We start from the raw sequence: 15,911 nt of genomic DNA, 5'->3' as shown, positions 1-15,911 counted from the left end.
TTATACCTTGGTTTTCACTAAGTAATGCTGTCCGGGCAAAATCGATGCGGCAATGACAGCGGTTTTACTTTCTAAAGCCACACTTTCAAAACCTAGCTCAATGAGTTTGTACCTGAGAGAAGTGCTCAATAGCTTTATTTTATTGGTTGTTGCAGCATCATCTGAGCTAAAGCTAAGTTTGAGTGTTGGTTTTTGATTTGCTGTTTGCTGTATTTGTCCATTAATAAGTAAAGCTGCTGCAGACAAATTGAATTTAAGTTGTAACTGCCACAAACTGCTATTGTCGCTGCCCTCTGCACCATGCTTACTGATCTGCCCCTCAAGTTGTTCTTGATAATGGTTAATCGAATAGGGAATAACAAAATAGAAGTTAGTTGTTTGCTCTGAGAAGTCAGAAGCTTGTTGATATAGCGAAATACTGCGCAGAATATCGGCAAAAGCATCTACTTTTACCGCTGTCTGCAACAGTTTCTGTAGTGGCTCGGGTAAGGCTAGTTTATCTTGAAGTGCAATAAGCTGCTTACTTAACTCTGGAGAAATATTAGATTTACTATTTAGTCCAATTAACAACTGAGTGATAAGACTGATTGTTGTGATATGGCTGTGACTGTGAGCATGGCTGGCAGCTTGTTGCCATTGAGAAGGAGCAAAGGCTAGCTTACCCATTTCAATCAGGGTTTGCTTGAGTTTTTGTGGCTGAGCAAGCTCAGTTATCGCATCACTTCTAATTGATGACAGGTACTTAGTTAACTCAGCGGCTAGATCACTATGTGATGGCGCAGGAGGTTGACAGGTAACAGGCAAGCCACCGGCTTTAAAAAGTGCATTATTCAGTGACTGATGAGTGGCTGTTAGCGCTTTAGTTCTGCTTGAGTCACTAGAGGGCAGGTTTTTATAATGATTTTGATTATTGCTACCTGCTTGAGCCGTCAACTCTGCGCTAGAAGAAGCTGATTGATGTGCAAGTGTTACGGCTGCTAGTTGTGAAAACAGGTTTTTATAGCTTGCAGCCATATTAAGTGGGCTGCTTGTGGGGATGGTTTCATCAGCTTGATCACAAGCTTCTTCAACTAGCGAATGCGGCTCTTGGGCTAGCTGAACCGTTTGTTCAATCTCTATCTGACTAAGGGACAGCAGCAACTGGCCATTTTTTAATACAATCGCCGCTGTATAGCGTCCGTCAATAATTGTGGTGGGCAGTGAAATGCTTGAGCCTGCATCAAAAGCCAATATATTGTTTTTAACCCGAGCTTTTCCTAATGAGTAACCCTCTTTGCGGGCGGCAAGTTGCTCGAGTCTTTTGATTTGAGCTAGGCTTGAGCCCTGCATATGTAACAGTGCTGTAGGTAAGGGGAGTTGATAGGTTTGCCCAAGCCCAATCAGGCTAGCTATTCTTGTTGCCGCTTGAGTTTGCACTATATTTAATATTAACCGTTGCGCACTTTGTAATTGATGTAGCGTGCTAAGAGGTAAAGGGTTAAGTAGGTACTGCTGCTGCGAGAAGCAGAGCTTTGCACCTTGTTCGTTACCTTGCAACGACACAGGTAGCAATAATTGGCTGAATTTAACAGCAGTATCGGCTAGTTGTGAACTAGCAGAAGAAATAACTGTAAAAGTTTGAACATTTTGCATATTCAGCCCGTATTGAAAAACAGCTCATAAGTCATTGGTGAATAGTTAATCGGTTGCAGCAAAATTGGTTAGCGTGGCAAAAGATCAGACGAAAATTTAGATATGTTTGTTCACAAATTTCTATTTGATCTTACTGAGTTACTCAGTATCCTTAGCCATCTTTACCGTAAATTTAAAGACTTTAGTCTTTAAAGTGATGCAGCTTTATTGAATAACACTGTCGATTATATCGGCAGGGGCATGAAAGACTTTAGCGAAAGCTGTTTTTTGTCGGTAAAGGCCGCAAGTCTTGATTGATATTGCGGCTTAAGTGTGAGCCTGACAACAGGTTGCCGATGGGGCACTTTGTTGGCAAAGCCTAAATTTGTATTTATAACAGTTTTATATCCCGTTCTGGTTCTACGTATAGATTTTGGGTAACCGGAAACATTTCAAAGAGACAATTATGAAGTTTAAATGGATTGTGCTTTCTCTGGCGATTTATGGAATGCCCGCTGCGGCGGATACAGAGCAGAAGAGTTCTTCTGATAGTACAACTTCTGCTGTGGCCGAAAAGCGTGAGCCACAAGTAACAGTTACTTATAATGACCCCCGAGATCCTATCGAGGGCTTCAACCGCACTATGTGGGATTTCAACTACCTTTTTCTTGACCGTTATTTTTACCGACCAGTAGCCCACGGTTACAACGATTACGTTCCAAGCCCTGTGAAAACAGGGATCAATAATTTTGTGTTAAATCTAGAAGAACCATCAACTCTTGTAAATAATACGTTACAAGGGAAGTGGGGCTGGGCTGCGAACGCAGGCGGACGTTTTACCGTAAATAGCACACTCGGCTTGCTTGGCGTCATAGATGTCGCTGAAATGATGGGTATGAGCCGTAAGCAAGACGCGTTTAACGAGGTTTTGGGTTATTACGGTGTACCAAATGGACCTTACTTTATGGCACCGTTTATCGGTCCCTATGTTACGCGAGAACTCGCTACAGATTGGATTGATGATCTATACTTCCCTCTATCTGAGCTGACATTTTGGCAGTCAGCATTAAAATGGGGTCTGAAAAACTTGCATAATAGGGCGTCGGCAATTGATCAGGAGCGATTAGTTGACAATGCCTTGGATCCATACACTTTTGTAAAGGATGCTTATTTTCAGCATATGGATTACAAAGTTTATGATGGTGACATTCCACAAAGTGACGATGATGACGAGTTACTCGATGAGTATATGCAAGAATTGGAATAGCATTTAACCAGCGGATTAATAACAACAACGGCTTCGCTGCAGCGTGAACTAAAACAAGGATGTGTGTTTTCGCTATTGTCATTAAAGGGCAATTATGGCGCTAACAAACTTAACTGTACTTTTTGTGGAAGACGACCCCGTTTTCCGCAAGCTTGTCACGTCTTATCTAGATAGTAGAGGCGCGAGGGTTATTGAGGCTGATAACGGCGAGTTTGGCCTCGAGCTGTTTAAAAAACAAAGCTTTGATATCGTTATCGCAGATTTAAGTATGCCTAAACTTGGTGGTTTGGATATGCTCAAAGCAATGAATCAGTTCAAACCTGGGATCCCAACAATTATTATCTCAGGTAATCAAGCGATGACTGATGTTGTTGAGGCGCTCAGACAAGGTGCTAGCGACTACCTTGTTAAACCGGTAACTGACCTATATTTTATTGAAAATGCTATTCACGAGTGCTTAAACCATTCACTAGAAGACTCACTCAATATTGATGAGCAAGAGTCGTTATCTTATTTAGAGCTAAATGATAATCTCGCGTTACTTGAGCAATGCAGTGAAGCTGCAAAGAGCGTTCAGCAACAACTATTCCCGCCAAGCAGTATTGAATATCCAAGTGTTATTATTGATTACAGCTTGTTTAATACTGATGAAGTAAGTGCCCACTTTATTGATACTGCAATGTTGGATGATGAGCATGTGATGATGTATATGGCGCATTTTGCTCCTCATGATAATCGTGCCGCATTTGCATCTGTGTTACTGAAAAGCTTCGTCAATCACAAGCTAAAGCTATATAGAAATGGTGTGTCGAATGTAATTACAGAGCCGTTTAATATGTTGGTTTATCTAAATGACAGAATGACTAATTCTGGATTAGGTTTACTGGTTGACCTAACTTACGTTGTGGTTGAACTAAAACATTTTAGGGCGGCTATTGCTCAAGCAGGAAGTGAATTTAGATGTTATTTAAAAAATGCCGAAGGACTATCTCCTATCGCGCTACAAGAAGCATTGCAAATTGGTATGGCACAGTGGAGCAAACCAAGTATTCATTTTAGAACCTTGGTATATGGCGATAAACTTTGTATATCAACTCAGGTTTATGAGCACAAACAACAGCTAATTGATGATGAATTTTATGGTTTAGTGCACAAACCCAATGTCACTCCTGGTGGCTTTATCCAATTATCTTTAAGGTAGGGTTATTTTAATTGTGTCAATTCTAGTGGTCCGTACTTTGGAAATAATAGGGTTCGTGTATCTGTCAAGGGGATAGACCGCTGCTAACTTTGTGCGCAATGTTGAGTTTATAAGTTAAAGATGACTTACTTCACTGAACAAATCGAATAATAAAAAAGCCTCGTATATACGAGGCTTTTTAGATCTAATTTGACTCTAATGTAACTTAGTCGTGAGAGACCTCATTATTTTAGATAAGCTACTTTAGATAAGTTATTAACGTCTAATTGCTTCATGCTCAGCAGTTACCGCAATTTCTTCTTCTAGAGCTTGTTCTTCCGTATGTCGAGTGCTGTCTTCAGCACCATGCATCCAGTCAACTAGCTTGTCGGCCATGAAGTATAGGATAACACCTGAAATGGCTGCAGTGATTGCGATACCTGCGAAGATAGACATTGCGTTTGCAAGTTGTTCTTCTTTCGCACCGCCATGGCCGATAAACGAACCAACAACACCGCCAATCTTGTTTGCTGCAGCAATAAATAGGAACCATGCACCCATCATTAGAGAGGCGATACGCAGTGGAGCAAGCTTAGTTACCATAGATAGACCGATAGGTGATAAACATAGTTCACCCATTGTATGGAAGAAGTATGCACCGACTAACCACCACATGCTTGATTTAGCACTAGCGTCACCGTCCATTTGCAGCACGGCACCAATCATAAATAGGAAGCCAACAGCAAGGAGGAAAAGACCTAATGCAAACTTAACCGGAGAGTTAGGCTCGTTCTTACCTAAACGGATCCAGATAGACGCAATTACAGGCGCAAAGATAACAATAAAGATAGCGTTTAGTGATTGGAAGTAAGTCGTTGGAACTTCCCAGCCACCAATCATACGATCAGTAAAGTCGTTGGTGAACAAGTTCATTAGACCGCCAGCTTGCTCAAAACCAGCCCAGAAGATAATAGTGAATAGACCCATGATCATAATCACTTTAATACGGTCACGTTCAACTTTAGTTAGTGGCTCTTTACGTACTTGGCCAGACTCAGCCGCTTTTTGTTTTTCAAGCTTTGCAGCAGGAACAGTACCGATGTCACCAAGTAGCTTTTGAGCGAACATGAATTGAATGATTAGCGAGATAACCATACCAACACCAGCACAGAAGAAACCTGCTTGCCAGTTGTTGATAAAGACTTCTTTACCATCAACAATTGCGTTGTGACCAAAGCTTGTATAAGCCCAAGCAACAACGAAACCAGAAAGTGCAGCACCTAGGTTGATACCCATGTAGAAAATAGTGAACGCGCCATCACGACGGTGATCACCTTCTTCATAAAGGTCACCAACCATAGTAGAGATATTTGGCTTAAATAGACCGTTACCAATAATAAGTGTGCCTAGACCGATATAAAATACCATGGTCGCAGAACCCGGTACCCACTCGTGCGGCGCAGCTAACAGGAATTGTCCTGCTGCCATTAATGCACCACCGATGTAAATTGATTTGCGTTGACCTAAAACGTTGTCTGCTAACCAGCCACCAAATAGTGGAGTTAAATAAACTAGAGCTGTAAATGTACCGTAAAGCGAAAGTGCGTCAGCTTGAGTCCAACCTAAACCACCGCCGCCTTGATGGTTAACTTGGTCTACTAGATAAAGAACCAAGATAGCCCGCATCGCATAATAACTAAAGCGTTCCCATAATTCTGTTGTAAACAACAGGAACAGTCCTTTCGGATGGCCGAGCATTGTCCCCGGAGGTTTTGCTACGTTCATGTTTTTCCACCTTCACTTGTGATTGCCTGCAACTGAAATTTTCGTTACAGAAATTTATTTTCTTAAATTATTTCGATTAAACACGATGCAATCGACTAGGAATGTAAATTTCCATGATGATTTGTAGCGTGTTTAACTGTTTTATTGTTGGCTTGTATTTTGTTTTTTCTGATCTGCCGCAAAAAATAGCGCCAAATGCGATAAAGCCTACCTTATATACCCTTTATGGGGCGAGAAAGTCAATTTTGAACGTGTAATTGGTGGCTTAGTGAACAGTTGCTGGGTATACATACCCATACTCACTGGAAATGCGTTAGCGCCAGCATTTTGACGCGGTTCTGGTTTTAAAAAATGGGCCGAGTTTGCTAGTATGCCTGCTGTGGATAGGACATCACGAACCTATATTAACTGAAGGAAGAAGTATTGGTATGAAGGCATGGTATTTGATTTATTGTAAATCTCGAGGAGAAGCTCGAGCACAGCAAAATCTAGCACTTCAGCAAATTGAAACCTATTTACCCACCTATCCTGAAGAAAAGAAGGTTAAAGGGCAAAGTGTTGTTAAACGGGTATCCCTATTTCCTAGTTATCTTTTTGCTTATTTTGATCCCTTGATCACGAGCGTGTCAAAAATCCATAATACTCGGGGCGTAGTGAGAATTGTCGGCTGTAAAGAGGTCATGACTGCAATTGACGATAGCGTTATTCATGCAATCAAAATGCGTGAACATAAAATGCTGTCGCTAGAGTCTTCTGAAAATTCAGAAAAAATCGTAGAACCACAATTTAGCACCGGAGATAAAGTGCGTTTTACTGAAGGGCCATTTGTAGAACTAGAGGGAATATTTGGTGAACAGAATGGCGAAAAGCGCTGCTTTGTTTTGTTTGAATTAATGGGGAAACAACAGAAGGTCGTAGTTGAACGTAGCGCTTTAAAGCTGATTTAGTGTGACCCATCCTTGTGGGTTGTAGCTAAATCGTTACGACTTTGCGGCTTTTACATCTTTTTAGGACCCAAGATAAAACTATAGGTTGTAGAGTAAGAAATTACTTGATAGCCGTGTAGGATATTTGCCATAGTCAGTCAGTTTTTGGAATATTTTATATAAAAAATATTCATTAATAATTAAAGAATGATTGCATTTATATGCGCTAATTTACCTTATATACAGTGGATTGTTAGTGAGAGCAACCTCAGGCGTTATATAGGGTTTCGTTATTAATCACCTTTTTTATGATCATTTTTTACTGGCGTTATTTTTAATCTGGGCTAGCAGTGTGGTTTGAAAAGTTTTAGTAAGTGCAGAAACTTTCAGCAGTCATTGTGGTTAAAGCTGAGTAACTGCTGCTTAGGCACTGCTTCTTATGTATAATACGCCGCGGTAGTATTTAGCGATGTTATTGCTTTGTGTGAAAATCACCCAGCAAAAGCTATCCAACCAAAGTTAAATGAGAGCTTTTTAAATCTCAGTCGATTCGTATATTGACAACTTAACCATTTGTGAAAGCTTTGGGTGTTTTTAGCGTGGAAAGTAAATTTGGCATTAAGTCATTTAGTTTATGAGCTTAATCCGATGGAAAAATTAATCCTCTTTTGGGAGTGTCTGCGCCGCAGACGGGCATGTTGGAAGCCGTAATCCATGGGCGGTAGCGTGTCTAAAAGCAAGTATCCTGATTGTAAATTAGGTTTAAATATTAGATATTCGAATGGTTTACGCCATTTTTGAGGCGTGTACTTTGTGCGTTTAATGTTGGATCAACTGCTGCGATTTTCTGCAGTTAGCTAACTTCTTGTCTCACTAACAAAATGTTATAAACAATAATACTCTTATTTTGTCCGTTCGCAGCCTAATCTCGTGCTAAAACAATTTTTAAAGCATTATTTAAGAGCTACGTATTAAATAAACAATATTACCTTTTTATTCTAAGTCCTTTTTCGGAGAACACCGGTGCTAAACAAGACTAAAAAACTCATCATAGCTGGTATGTCGGCGCTGATCTTATTGTCAGGGCAGGCACACGCAATCGCGCCTTCCCCACAAATGATTGAGCAATTTAAAAATCTTCCAGCATCGGAGCAACAACGCTTAGCTAAGCAATATGGCATCGATCCTTCTATGCTGGGTGGAACATCAGCACAAGCACCGATTGAGAACCCAGAGGTTGTGCAACAGCGTACAACAGGTACACAAGTTCAAGACTTACAAGTTATCGACCAGTCAGCGGATGCCAAAAATGAATTGGATTTTGAGCAAAATAACAATAAAAACGAATTGAAACGTTTTGGTTATGAGCTGTTTCAAGGCGAACCGACAACTTTTGCACCTGTTTCTGATGTGCCGGTACCGAGCGAATACTTAGTTGGTCCAGGCGATAATATTAAGGTGCAGCTTTACGGTAAAGATAACAAAGAATACGACCTTGTTATTAATCGCGAGGGCGTAATTCAATTCCCTGAACTTGGTCCAATTTCTGTAGCGGGTTTAACCTTTAGTGAAGTGCGCCATACGCTTTCAAGCCGCATTACCCAACAGATGATCGGTATTGAATCTAATATCACTATGGGTGAGTTGCGCTCAATTCGTATTTTTGTCGCAGGTGATGCGTACAAACCAGGCTCTTACACAGTTTCTAGCCTTTCAACGATTACACAAGCTTTGTTTGTTGCAGGTGGTGTAAATGAAATTGGTTCTCTGCGTAATATCCAAGTAAAGCGTAAAGGCAAGCTTGTAGGTAGCATGGACCTGTATGATTTGCTATTACGTGGTGACGCGTCAGGCGATATTAACCTTCGTTCAGGTGATGTGGTTTTTATTCCTTCAGTAGGCGGTTTAGTTAGCGTTACCGGTGAAGTACGTCGTCCTGCTATTTATGAGCTAAAGCAAAATGAAACTATGGCTCAGGTTATTGAAATGGCAGCAGGTATTAAGCCTGGTGCTTACCCAAGACAAAGTAGTGTTGAGCGTTTTAACGATAATAGCCTGAAGTCTATTTTGAATGTTGATTTAACAACTAAAGCAGGAAAAGCGACTAAAGCGCTTGCTGGTGATTTTATTCAAGTTAAGAGTGCAACAACCCAATACGAAGATGCTATCACAGTGGTTGGTGCAGCGGTTCGTCCAGGTAAATATCAATGGTACCAAGGACAAAAGATTAGTGATTTGGTGCCGTCTATTTGGGGCGATTTAAATGTATCGGTTGATCTTGAATATGCGATTGTTGTACGCGAAATAAACAAACAAGGTGATATTCAGGTTTATCAGTTCTCGCCAGTAAAAGCGATTAACACCAAAGAAGCTTCACAAAACTTAGCGCTTCAAGCGCGCGATAAAGTCATTTTCTTTAATTTTAGTGACTTGACGCAAAACCGCTACGAGCTGAACAAGTTAGTTAAAAAACGTGTAGAGAAAGTACAATCTTTAGCTGGTAATTCGCTAATAGGTAATGATTTATTCGAAGCAGGCTTTTCACAGTTAAGTCAGCAAAAATTTGCTGAGCGCTCTGAGTTAGGTGGTGTAGCAATTAATAGTAAGGTTCAAGAGACTGACCCTGTTGCTAAGGCTGTTAAGGGGGAAGTCAACAAAATGTTGATTAACCTTTTTGAAGATCGCGCACTAATTGAGTTAAGCGGTGTGATGAATCGAGGTGAATTGCTTTACCCTATTATTATGAAGCTCAATAGCCAAGGTAGAGCCGGCGCTGGTGTTCAAGCAGTTGCGATTAATGGTCGCGTAAATAATCCAGGTATTTATCCGTTAACGGTTAACGCTCGCATTAAAGATTTAGTGGTAGCTGCAGGTGGGCTGGAAGAAGGCGCGTATACAACCCGTGCTGAGCTAACAAGTACTTATACCACAGTTGATGGTTCAGCGATAAAGCATACCAATATTGGGCTAGAAGCTGCATTAAATGGTGACGAGACGCAAAACATCGTCATTAAAGGCCGCGATATTTTAACCGTGATGACTACACCAGACTGGCAAGAAAATAAGTCGGTTGAAATTCGCGGTGAGGTAAAGTTCCCGGGTACCTACAACATTCGTCGTGGCGAAACATTAGCTGATGTATTGCAACGTGCCGGCGGATTTACTGAGTATGCCTATTTACCGTCATCGGTATTTGTACGTGAATCAGTGCGTCAGCAAGAGCAGTTAGAGATTAAAAAACTTGCTGATCAATTGCGCCGTGATATTGCTACTCGTGGTGTATCTAAAGACGGTAATGTAGTTAATTACTCTGACGCCCAAATGATGCTCACCGATCTAGAAACAATTAAAGCAGTTGGCCGTTTAGTTGTAGATTTATCAGCTATCTCTGTTGGAATTAAGCAAGCAGATCTGCAGTTAGAAGATCAAGATGTCCTATATATCCCATCTACTAAGCAAACGATCGCAGTAATGGGTGAAGTTCAGCACGCAGCGACTCATAGGTTTAAAGAAGGCCAAACAGTTGAGCAATACCTAGCGATGTCTGGTGGTGCTAGAGAACGAGCCGATGATGATAGAACTTATGTTATCAAAGCTGACGGTTCCGTAATGATCCCAAGTCGCTCGGTTTGGTTTAGCAGTGAAACCAGCTTGCAACCAGGTGACACCATCATTGTTCCACTTGATACTGAGTACAAAGACAACCTAACGCTTTGGACGCAAGTAACAAGCATCATCTACAACACAGCAGTCGCATTCGCCACAGTTGCTAACTTATAAAGCTAAGACGACCGCCACAAGTGGCTATGGAACGCTTTGATTATTTTTCCGTAAGCAAAGCGTTCTTTAGGCCGAAGGGCATTCCGTTTACAGTGAGTGAGCTTGCGAATGTTCCATTTTTGTAGGCGTAGCGTTTGCTTTCCTCAACCAAGGATGGTTATGAAGTTTCAAAAGCTCGAATTGTGGCAGTTAAGCTATCAACTCTCATGTTCAATCTACATAGAGACTAAAGAACTGCGAGATTGGGGATTCAAAGACCAAATTACTCGCTCAGGTCTTTCTGTACCTTCAAACATAGCTGAGGGAATTGAACGTCAGGGGGCAAAAGAGCAAGTACAGTTTTTATATATTGCTAAAGCATCGCTAGCGGAAGTTATGACACAGGCCATGATAGGTAAAGATATAGGTTACCTAGAAGCTGGGTTTGTGGATGAGCTACTGACAAAATCTGAGAGAGTATCGGCAATGCTTGCTGGTTTAATTAAAAGCATAAAAGCCCGCAATCTAACATCTTAGCTTAAATCTTTTTCTGTAAGCGAAGCGTTCTGTAAGAGAGCTTGCGAGCGTTCCGTCAACCGTATTCGAAAACTTAAACAATGAGATAAGTTTTAAATGTCCAACGAAATAAATAAATACACACAAGATCATCAGTTTGCGCCATCTTCGCAAGACGATGAAATCGATCTTCGCGAACTATTCTCTGTCATCTGGCAAGGAAAATGGTTAATCGTTGCTGTTACAGCTTTTTTTGCTATCGGCTCTGTTATTTTTGCTCTTTCACAGCCAAATACCTATAAATCTCAAGCATTACTAGCACCAGCAAGCGAGGAGCAAGGCGGCGGACTAAGTGCTTTAGCAGGTCAGTTTGGTGGTTTAGCAAGCATGGCGGGTATTAACTTAGGAGCAGGTGGTGGCGTTGATAAAACTCAGATGGCAATAGAGGTAATAAAGTCACGTCAATTCGCAAGTGATTTTATTCAATCTCACAATATCTTGCCGGACTTAATGGCTGCTGATAAATGGGATAGGTCAACTGATACACTAGCTTACGATGCTGCAGTTTATAATGCCCAAAGTAAAGCATGGGTACGTGAGGTTAAAGCGCCATTTAAGCCTGAACCTTCGATGCAAGAAGCTTATAAAGAATTCAGTAAAGTTATTTCAGTTAACTCTGCCAAAGATACGGGAATGGTGACTATTTCTGTTGAACATCTATCTCCATCTGTTGCGAAACAATGGGTTGATTGGTTAATTCAAGACATTAATAAAGTTATGAAAGATCGCGATGTCGCTGAGGCGATTAAAAGTAGTGAATTTTTGAATAAACAAATTGCACTTACAAACGTAGCAGATATTCGTTCAATTCTTTACAAACTTATTGAAGAACAAGCTAAAACGATTATGTTTGCTGAAGTACGTGACGAATACGTATTTAAAACAATCGATCCTGCATTAGCTCCAGAAGAAAAAGCAGGCCCTAAAAGGGCGCTAATATGTGTACTTGGCACTATGCTAGGCGGCATGTTAGCTGTAATGATTGTATTAATAAGGCATTTCATTAAAAAAGAAGATTAACCCAAAGGTTAGTCGAGATAGTTTAAAAGCCTATTGGGACTGTTTTAAGCTAAAGAGCAGAAAAACAACGAAACCCAAGGCTTACAAGGGATAGCGTTTACTTATAAATAAAAGCGACTGTCTCAAAATGGATTAAAAGTGTCCCAGCTTGATTTTAGAGGCTGAGATTAGAAGTTGTAATTACTCAATTAAAGTGAATTAGGAATCGAAGTATATGAACAATATATTGCCGTTAATTGGTCGTGATAAAGAACTATTTGTATCCGATATTAATCAACATGACCAAGAGTTACAGCGCATTGTATCAGGTTCTAAGTTCCTCGTTTTAGGTGGTGCAGGCTCGATTGGTCAAGCCGTAACGAAAGAAATTTTTAAGCGTAATCCTCAGAAACTACATGTTGTTGATATTAGTGAAAACAACATGGTTGAGTTGGTTCGAGATATCCGCAGTTCATTTGGTTACATCAATGGTGATTTTCAGACCTTTGCTTTAGATATCGGCTCTATTGAATATGATGCATTTATTAAGGCTGATGGTGAATATGATTACGTGTTGAACTTATCAGCACTTAAGCATGTACGTAGTGAAAAAGACCCATTTACGTTGATGCGAATGATAGATGTCAATGTGTTCAACACAGATAAAACGATTCAGCAGTCTATCGACTCTGGTGTTAAGAAGTACTTCTGTGTGTCGACAGATAAAGCTGCAAACCCAGTTAACATGATGGGAGCTTCTAAGCGCATTATGGAGATGTTCCTAATGCGTAAAAGTGAACAGATTGCTATTTCAACGGCTCGCTTTGCCAATGTTGCTTTTTCTGACGGTTCACTTTTGCATGGCTTTAATCAACGTATTCAGAAGGGACAGCCAATTGTCGCACCTAATGACATTAAGCGTTATTTTGTAACTCCACAAGAGTCTGGTGAATTATGTTTAATGTCCTGTATCTTTGGTGAAAATCGTGACATTTTCTTCCCTAAATTAAGTGAAGCACTACACCTGATCACGTTTGCAGATATTGCTGTTAAGTATCTAGAGCAACTAGGATTTGAACCACATTTATGCGCTTCTGAAGATGAAGCTAGAGAGCTTGTTAAAACGCTACCTGCACAAGGGAAGTGGCCATGCTTATTTACATCAAGTGATACGACTGGAGAAAAGGACTTTGAAGAGTTCTTTACGGATAAAGAAAAACTTGATATGGAGCATTTTACAAATTTAGGTATTATTAAAAACGATCCACTTTATCAGCAAGAGTTATTAGAGTTATTCGAACAGAAAATTACTCAAATGAAAACTGATTGTGAATGGAGCAAAGAGGATATCGTTAAGCTGTTCTTTAGTATGATCCCAGACTTTGGTCACAAAGAAACTGGTAAATATCTCGATAGCAAAATGTAAAACTTCCTATCGTAGTAATAGATATTTTGAATTGAACACAAGAACATATAAAGTTGTGAGTTTATAATGAGCCAATCTTCGTTAGTTAAGTTTGTTCGTGATATATACCAAACCAATGAATTTATTCCACTACATGCGCCAATATTTAATGGCAACGAGCAAAAGTATGTTCTTGAAACTATTCAAAGTACTTTTGTTTCAAGTGTAGGAAAGTTTGTTGACCAGTTTGAGCAAAAAATAGAATCCTACACAGGAACAGCAAAAGCGGTTGCGACTGTAAATGGTACCGCTGCACTTCATGCTGCACTTTATATGGCAGGCGTTAAGCCCGGTGACTTTGTAATAACTCAAGCTCTAACCTTTGTTGCAACATGCAATGCTTTACACCATATGGGAGCAGTGCCTATTTTTGTTGATGTTTCGCCTGTTAGCTTAGGGCTTTGTCCAAAAGCAATGGATGAGTTTTTAGAACAACACGCACAATTGACTGATTCTGGTTGTATTCATAAGACAACTAAGCGTCCTATCCGCGCTGTAGTACCAATGCATACTTTTGGTCACCCTGTTGAATTGGATGAACTTATTGCTGTATGTCTTAAATGGAACATTGTACTTGTTGAGGACGCCGCAGAAAGTTTGGGTTCTTTCTATAAAGGAAAACACACTGGTACTTTAGGTGATTTTGGCGCTGTTAGTTTTAACGGTAATAAAGTAATTACCACCGGTGGCGGTGGAATGGTTTTATGTAAATCACTTACATCTGGTGCTCGAACAAAACATGTGACTACTACGGCAAAAGTACCGCATCCTTATGAATTTTATCATGATGAAGCAGGTTTTAACTACCGTATGCCAAATCTAAACGCGGCGTTAGGTTGTGCTCAGATGGAAGTATTAGAGGACTATTTAGTACAAAAACGGGCATTAGCTAATCACTACAGTGAGTTTTTTGCAAAAAGTGATTATCAATTTGTATTGGAGCCTGAATATGCACAATCAAACTACTGGCTAAATGCGATAATTTGCCCATCAGCACAAGTTCGTGATGAATTGTTGAAAAAAACCAATGATGCAGGTGTCATGACTCGTCCAATTTGGCAGTTAATGCATAGATTACCAATGTTTTGTGATGCGCCTCGTGGTGAATTAACTCAGTCAGAGCATATTGAAGCACGTTTGATCAATTTACCTAGTACCCCAAGAGATATAAAATAGATGAAAAAGATAGCTGTTTTTACCGGAACTAGAGCTGAATATGGACTGTTATATTGGGTTATTAAAGGTTTAGCTGAATCAAAAGAAGCTGAGCTTCAGCTTTATGTTGGTGGTATGCATTTATCTCCTGAATTTGGTAAAACAGTACAGCAGATAGAGAATGATGGCTTTCCTATAGCGGAAAGGTTGGAGTTTTTATTATCATCAGATACAGCTGTTGGTATCACAAAGTCAATGGGTTTAGCTTTAATTAGTGCAGCAGATTCATTTGAAAGAACAAAACCTGATTTATTGGTTGTATTAGGTGACCGTTTTGAGTCTATGGCAATTTGTCAGGCAGCAATGGTTGCTCAAATTCCAATTGCGCATATTCATGGAGGAGAAACGACCGAAGGTCTAATTGATGAGGCCGTACGCCATTCAATTACAAAAATGTCTCATTTGCATTTTACAGCAACGGAAGAGTATAGACATCGAGTTATACAGCTAGGTGAGCAGCCATCTAATGTTTTTAATTTTGGAGCGCCTGGAATTGATAGTATCAAAACTCTAAACTTATTATCACGTGAAGAACTATCTATATCCATTGATTTTGATGTTATAAATAATCCATATATGGTAGTGACTTATCACCCTGTGACACTTAGTAGTGATGGGGCAGTTGAGGATTTAAAGCAATTACTTATAGCCTTGCGTGAGTACCCAGATTATAAATTTTTAATTACATACCCGAATGCAGATACACATGGTCGTGCATTGATCCCCCTTTTGGAGGAGTTTGAGAGAGAATTACAAGGGCGAGTTTTATTAATCCAATCGCTTGGACAATTGAGATACCTGAGTGCACTTAAACATTGTGATTTGGTTATTGGTAATTCATCGAGTGGCTTAATTGAAGTACCAACATTTAAGGTGCCTACCATTAATATAGGTAATCGTCAAAAAGGGCGATTAACTGGTGATACAGTAATTAACTGTGATGGGGACAAGGATTCTATTCAAGGTGCTATTGCTGAAGCTCTGAGTGTATCATTTAGAGAAAAATGCCTTCGTTCTAAAAACCCTTACGGGGAAGGTGATAGTTCCAGAAAAATTCTTAACACTATTCTTACTGCAAACTTAGATGGTTTAGTCTTTAAATCATTTTTTGATATTAAGTAGAGGCAT

The 15,911-nt window shown here is 40.1% G+C and carries 11 protein-coding genes; 9 read left to right on the top strand and 2 right to left on the bottom strand.

The features are described 5' to 3' along the window. Positions 1-1,632 (bottom strand): hypothetical protein, encoded by a 1,632-nt coding sequence (locus tag L2740_RS13745; RefSeq protein ID WP_248950731.1) that lies wholly within the window; start codon positions 1,630-1,632, stop codon positions 1-3. A 445-nt stretch (positions 1,633-2,077) separates the two neighbouring features. Here L2740_RS13745 and L2740_RS13740 point away from each other — a divergent pair, with 445 nt between their 5' ends. Both L2740_RS13740 and L2740_RS13735 read left to right on the top strand, forming a co-directional pair. Continuing rightward, positions 2,078-2,878 (top strand): MlaA family lipoprotein, encoded by an 801-nt coding sequence (locus tag L2740_RS13740; RefSeq protein WP_248950730.1) that lies wholly within the window; start codon positions 2,078-2,080, stop codon positions 2,876-2,878. Positions 2,879-2,972: 94 nt separating this feature from the next. Then, positions 2,973-4,079 (top strand): response regulator, encoded by a 1,107-nt coding sequence (locus tag L2740_RS13735; RefSeq protein WP_248950729.1) that lies wholly within the window; start codon positions 2,973-2,975, stop codon positions 4,077-4,079. A gap of 255 nt (positions 4,080-4,334) precedes the next feature. Here L2740_RS13735 and L2740_RS13730 read toward each other — a convergent pair whose 3' ends face one another. Next, positions 4,335-5,843 (bottom strand): peptide MFS transporter, encoded by a 1,509-nt coding sequence (locus tag L2740_RS13730; RefSeq protein ID WP_248950728.1) that lies wholly within the window; start codon positions 5,841-5,843, stop codon positions 4,335-4,337. 428 nt (positions 5,844-6,271) lie between these two features. Between L2740_RS13730 and rfaH the strand changes: the two genes are divergently transcribed. The 7 genes from rfaH (at position 6,272) to neuC (ending at position 15,905) form a co-directional block, all read left to right on the top strand. After that, on the top strand, positions 6,272-6,790 hold the full coding sequence (gene rfaH, locus L2740_RS13725; RefSeq protein ID WP_248950727.1) for a transcription/translation regulatory transformer protein RfaH: 519 nt from the start codon (positions 6,272-6,274) through the stop codon (positions 6,788-6,790). Positions 6,791-7,792: 1,002 nt separating this feature from the next. Beyond that, positions 7,793-10,549 carry an SLBB domain-containing protein gene (locus L2740_RS13720; protein ID WP_248950726.1) on the top strand — a complete coding sequence of 919 codons (2,757 nt, stop codon included), beginning with the start codon at positions 7,793-7,795 and terminating at the stop codon, positions 10,547-10,549. 159 nt (positions 10,550-10,708) lie between these two features. Then, the gene (locus L2740_RS13715) at positions 10,709-11,065 is read left to right on the top strand and encodes a four helix bundle protein (RefSeq protein WP_248950725.1); all 357 of its coding nucleotides are present in this window, start codon (positions 10,709-10,711) and stop codon (positions 11,063-11,065) included. A gap of 96 nt (positions 11,066-11,161) precedes the next feature. Next, a complete protein-coding gene (locus L2740_RS13710) occupies positions 11,162-12,124 on the top strand; it encodes a Wzz/FepE/Etk N-terminal domain-containing protein (protein WP_248950724.1) in 963 nt (320 codons plus the stop codon). 214 nt (positions 12,125-12,338) lie between these two features. After that, the gene (locus L2740_RS13705; RefSeq protein ID WP_248950723.1) at positions 12,339-13,529 is read left to right on the top strand and encodes a UDP-N-acetylglucosamine 4,6-dehydratase; all 1,191 of its coding nucleotides are present in this window, start codon (positions 12,339-12,341) and stop codon (positions 13,527-13,529) included. A gap of 66 nt (positions 13,530-13,595) precedes the next feature. Next, positions 13,596-14,744 (top strand): LegC family aminotransferase, encoded by a 1,149-nt coding sequence (locus L2740_RS13700; protein WP_248950722.1) that lies wholly within the window; start codon positions 13,596-13,598, stop codon positions 14,742-14,744. Beyond that, entirely contained in the window at positions 14,745-15,905 is a 1,161-nt protein-coding gene (gene neuC / locus L2740_RS13695) for a UDP-N-acetylglucosamine 2-epimerase (RefSeq protein ID WP_248950721.1), read from the top strand. Positions 15,906-15,911 lie beyond the last annotated feature (6 nt).

This window comes from Shewanella pneumatophori (assembly GCF_023283895.1).
Classification (GTDB): Bacteria; Pseudomonadota; Gammaproteobacteria; order Enterobacterales; family Shewanellaceae; genus Shewanella; species Shewanella pneumatophori.
The sequence above is the reverse complement of the archived record's forward strand: the minus strand, read 5'-3'. Positions and strand labels throughout refer to the sequence as shown.

Excerpts from the sequence above, each read along its gene's own strand:
- L2740_RS13745 (WP_248950731.1), bottom strand. The coding sequence starts at position 1,632 with ATGCAAAATGTTCAAACTTTTACAGTTATTTCTTCTGCTAGTTCACAA.
- L2740_RS13740 (WP_248950730.1), top strand. The coding sequence starts at position 2,078 with ATGAAGTTTAAATGGATTGTGCTTTCTCTGGCGATTTATGGAATGCCC.
- L2740_RS13735 (WP_248950729.1), top strand. The coding sequence starts at position 2,973 with ATGGCGCTAACAAACTTAACTGTACTTTTTGTGGAAGACGACCCCGTT.
- L2740_RS13730 (WP_248950728.1), bottom strand. The coding sequence starts at position 5,843 with ATGAACGTAGCAAAACCTCCGGGGACAATGCTCGGCCATCCGAAAGGA.
- rfaH (WP_248950727.1), top strand. The coding sequence starts at position 6,272 with ATGAAGGCATGGTATTTGATTTATTGTAAATCTCGAGGAGAAGCTCGA.
- L2740_RS13715 (WP_248950725.1), top strand. The coding sequence starts at position 10,709 with ATGAAGTTTCAAAAGCTCGAATTGTGGCAGTTAAGCTATCAACTCTCA.
- L2740_RS13710 (WP_248950724.1), top strand. The coding sequence starts at position 11,162 with ATGTCCAACGAAATAAATAAATACACACAAGATCATCAGTTTGCGCCA.
- L2740_RS13705 (WP_248950723.1), top strand. The coding sequence starts at position 12,339 with ATGAACAATATATTGCCGTTAATTGGTCGTGATAAAGAACTATTTGTA.
- L2740_RS13700 (WP_248950722.1), top strand. The coding sequence starts at position 13,596 with ATGAGCCAATCTTCGTTAGTTAAGTTTGTTCGTGATATATACCAAACC.
- neuC (WP_248950721.1), top strand. The coding sequence starts at position 14,745 with ATGAAAAAGATAGCTGTTTTTACCGGAACTAGAGCTGAATATGGACTG.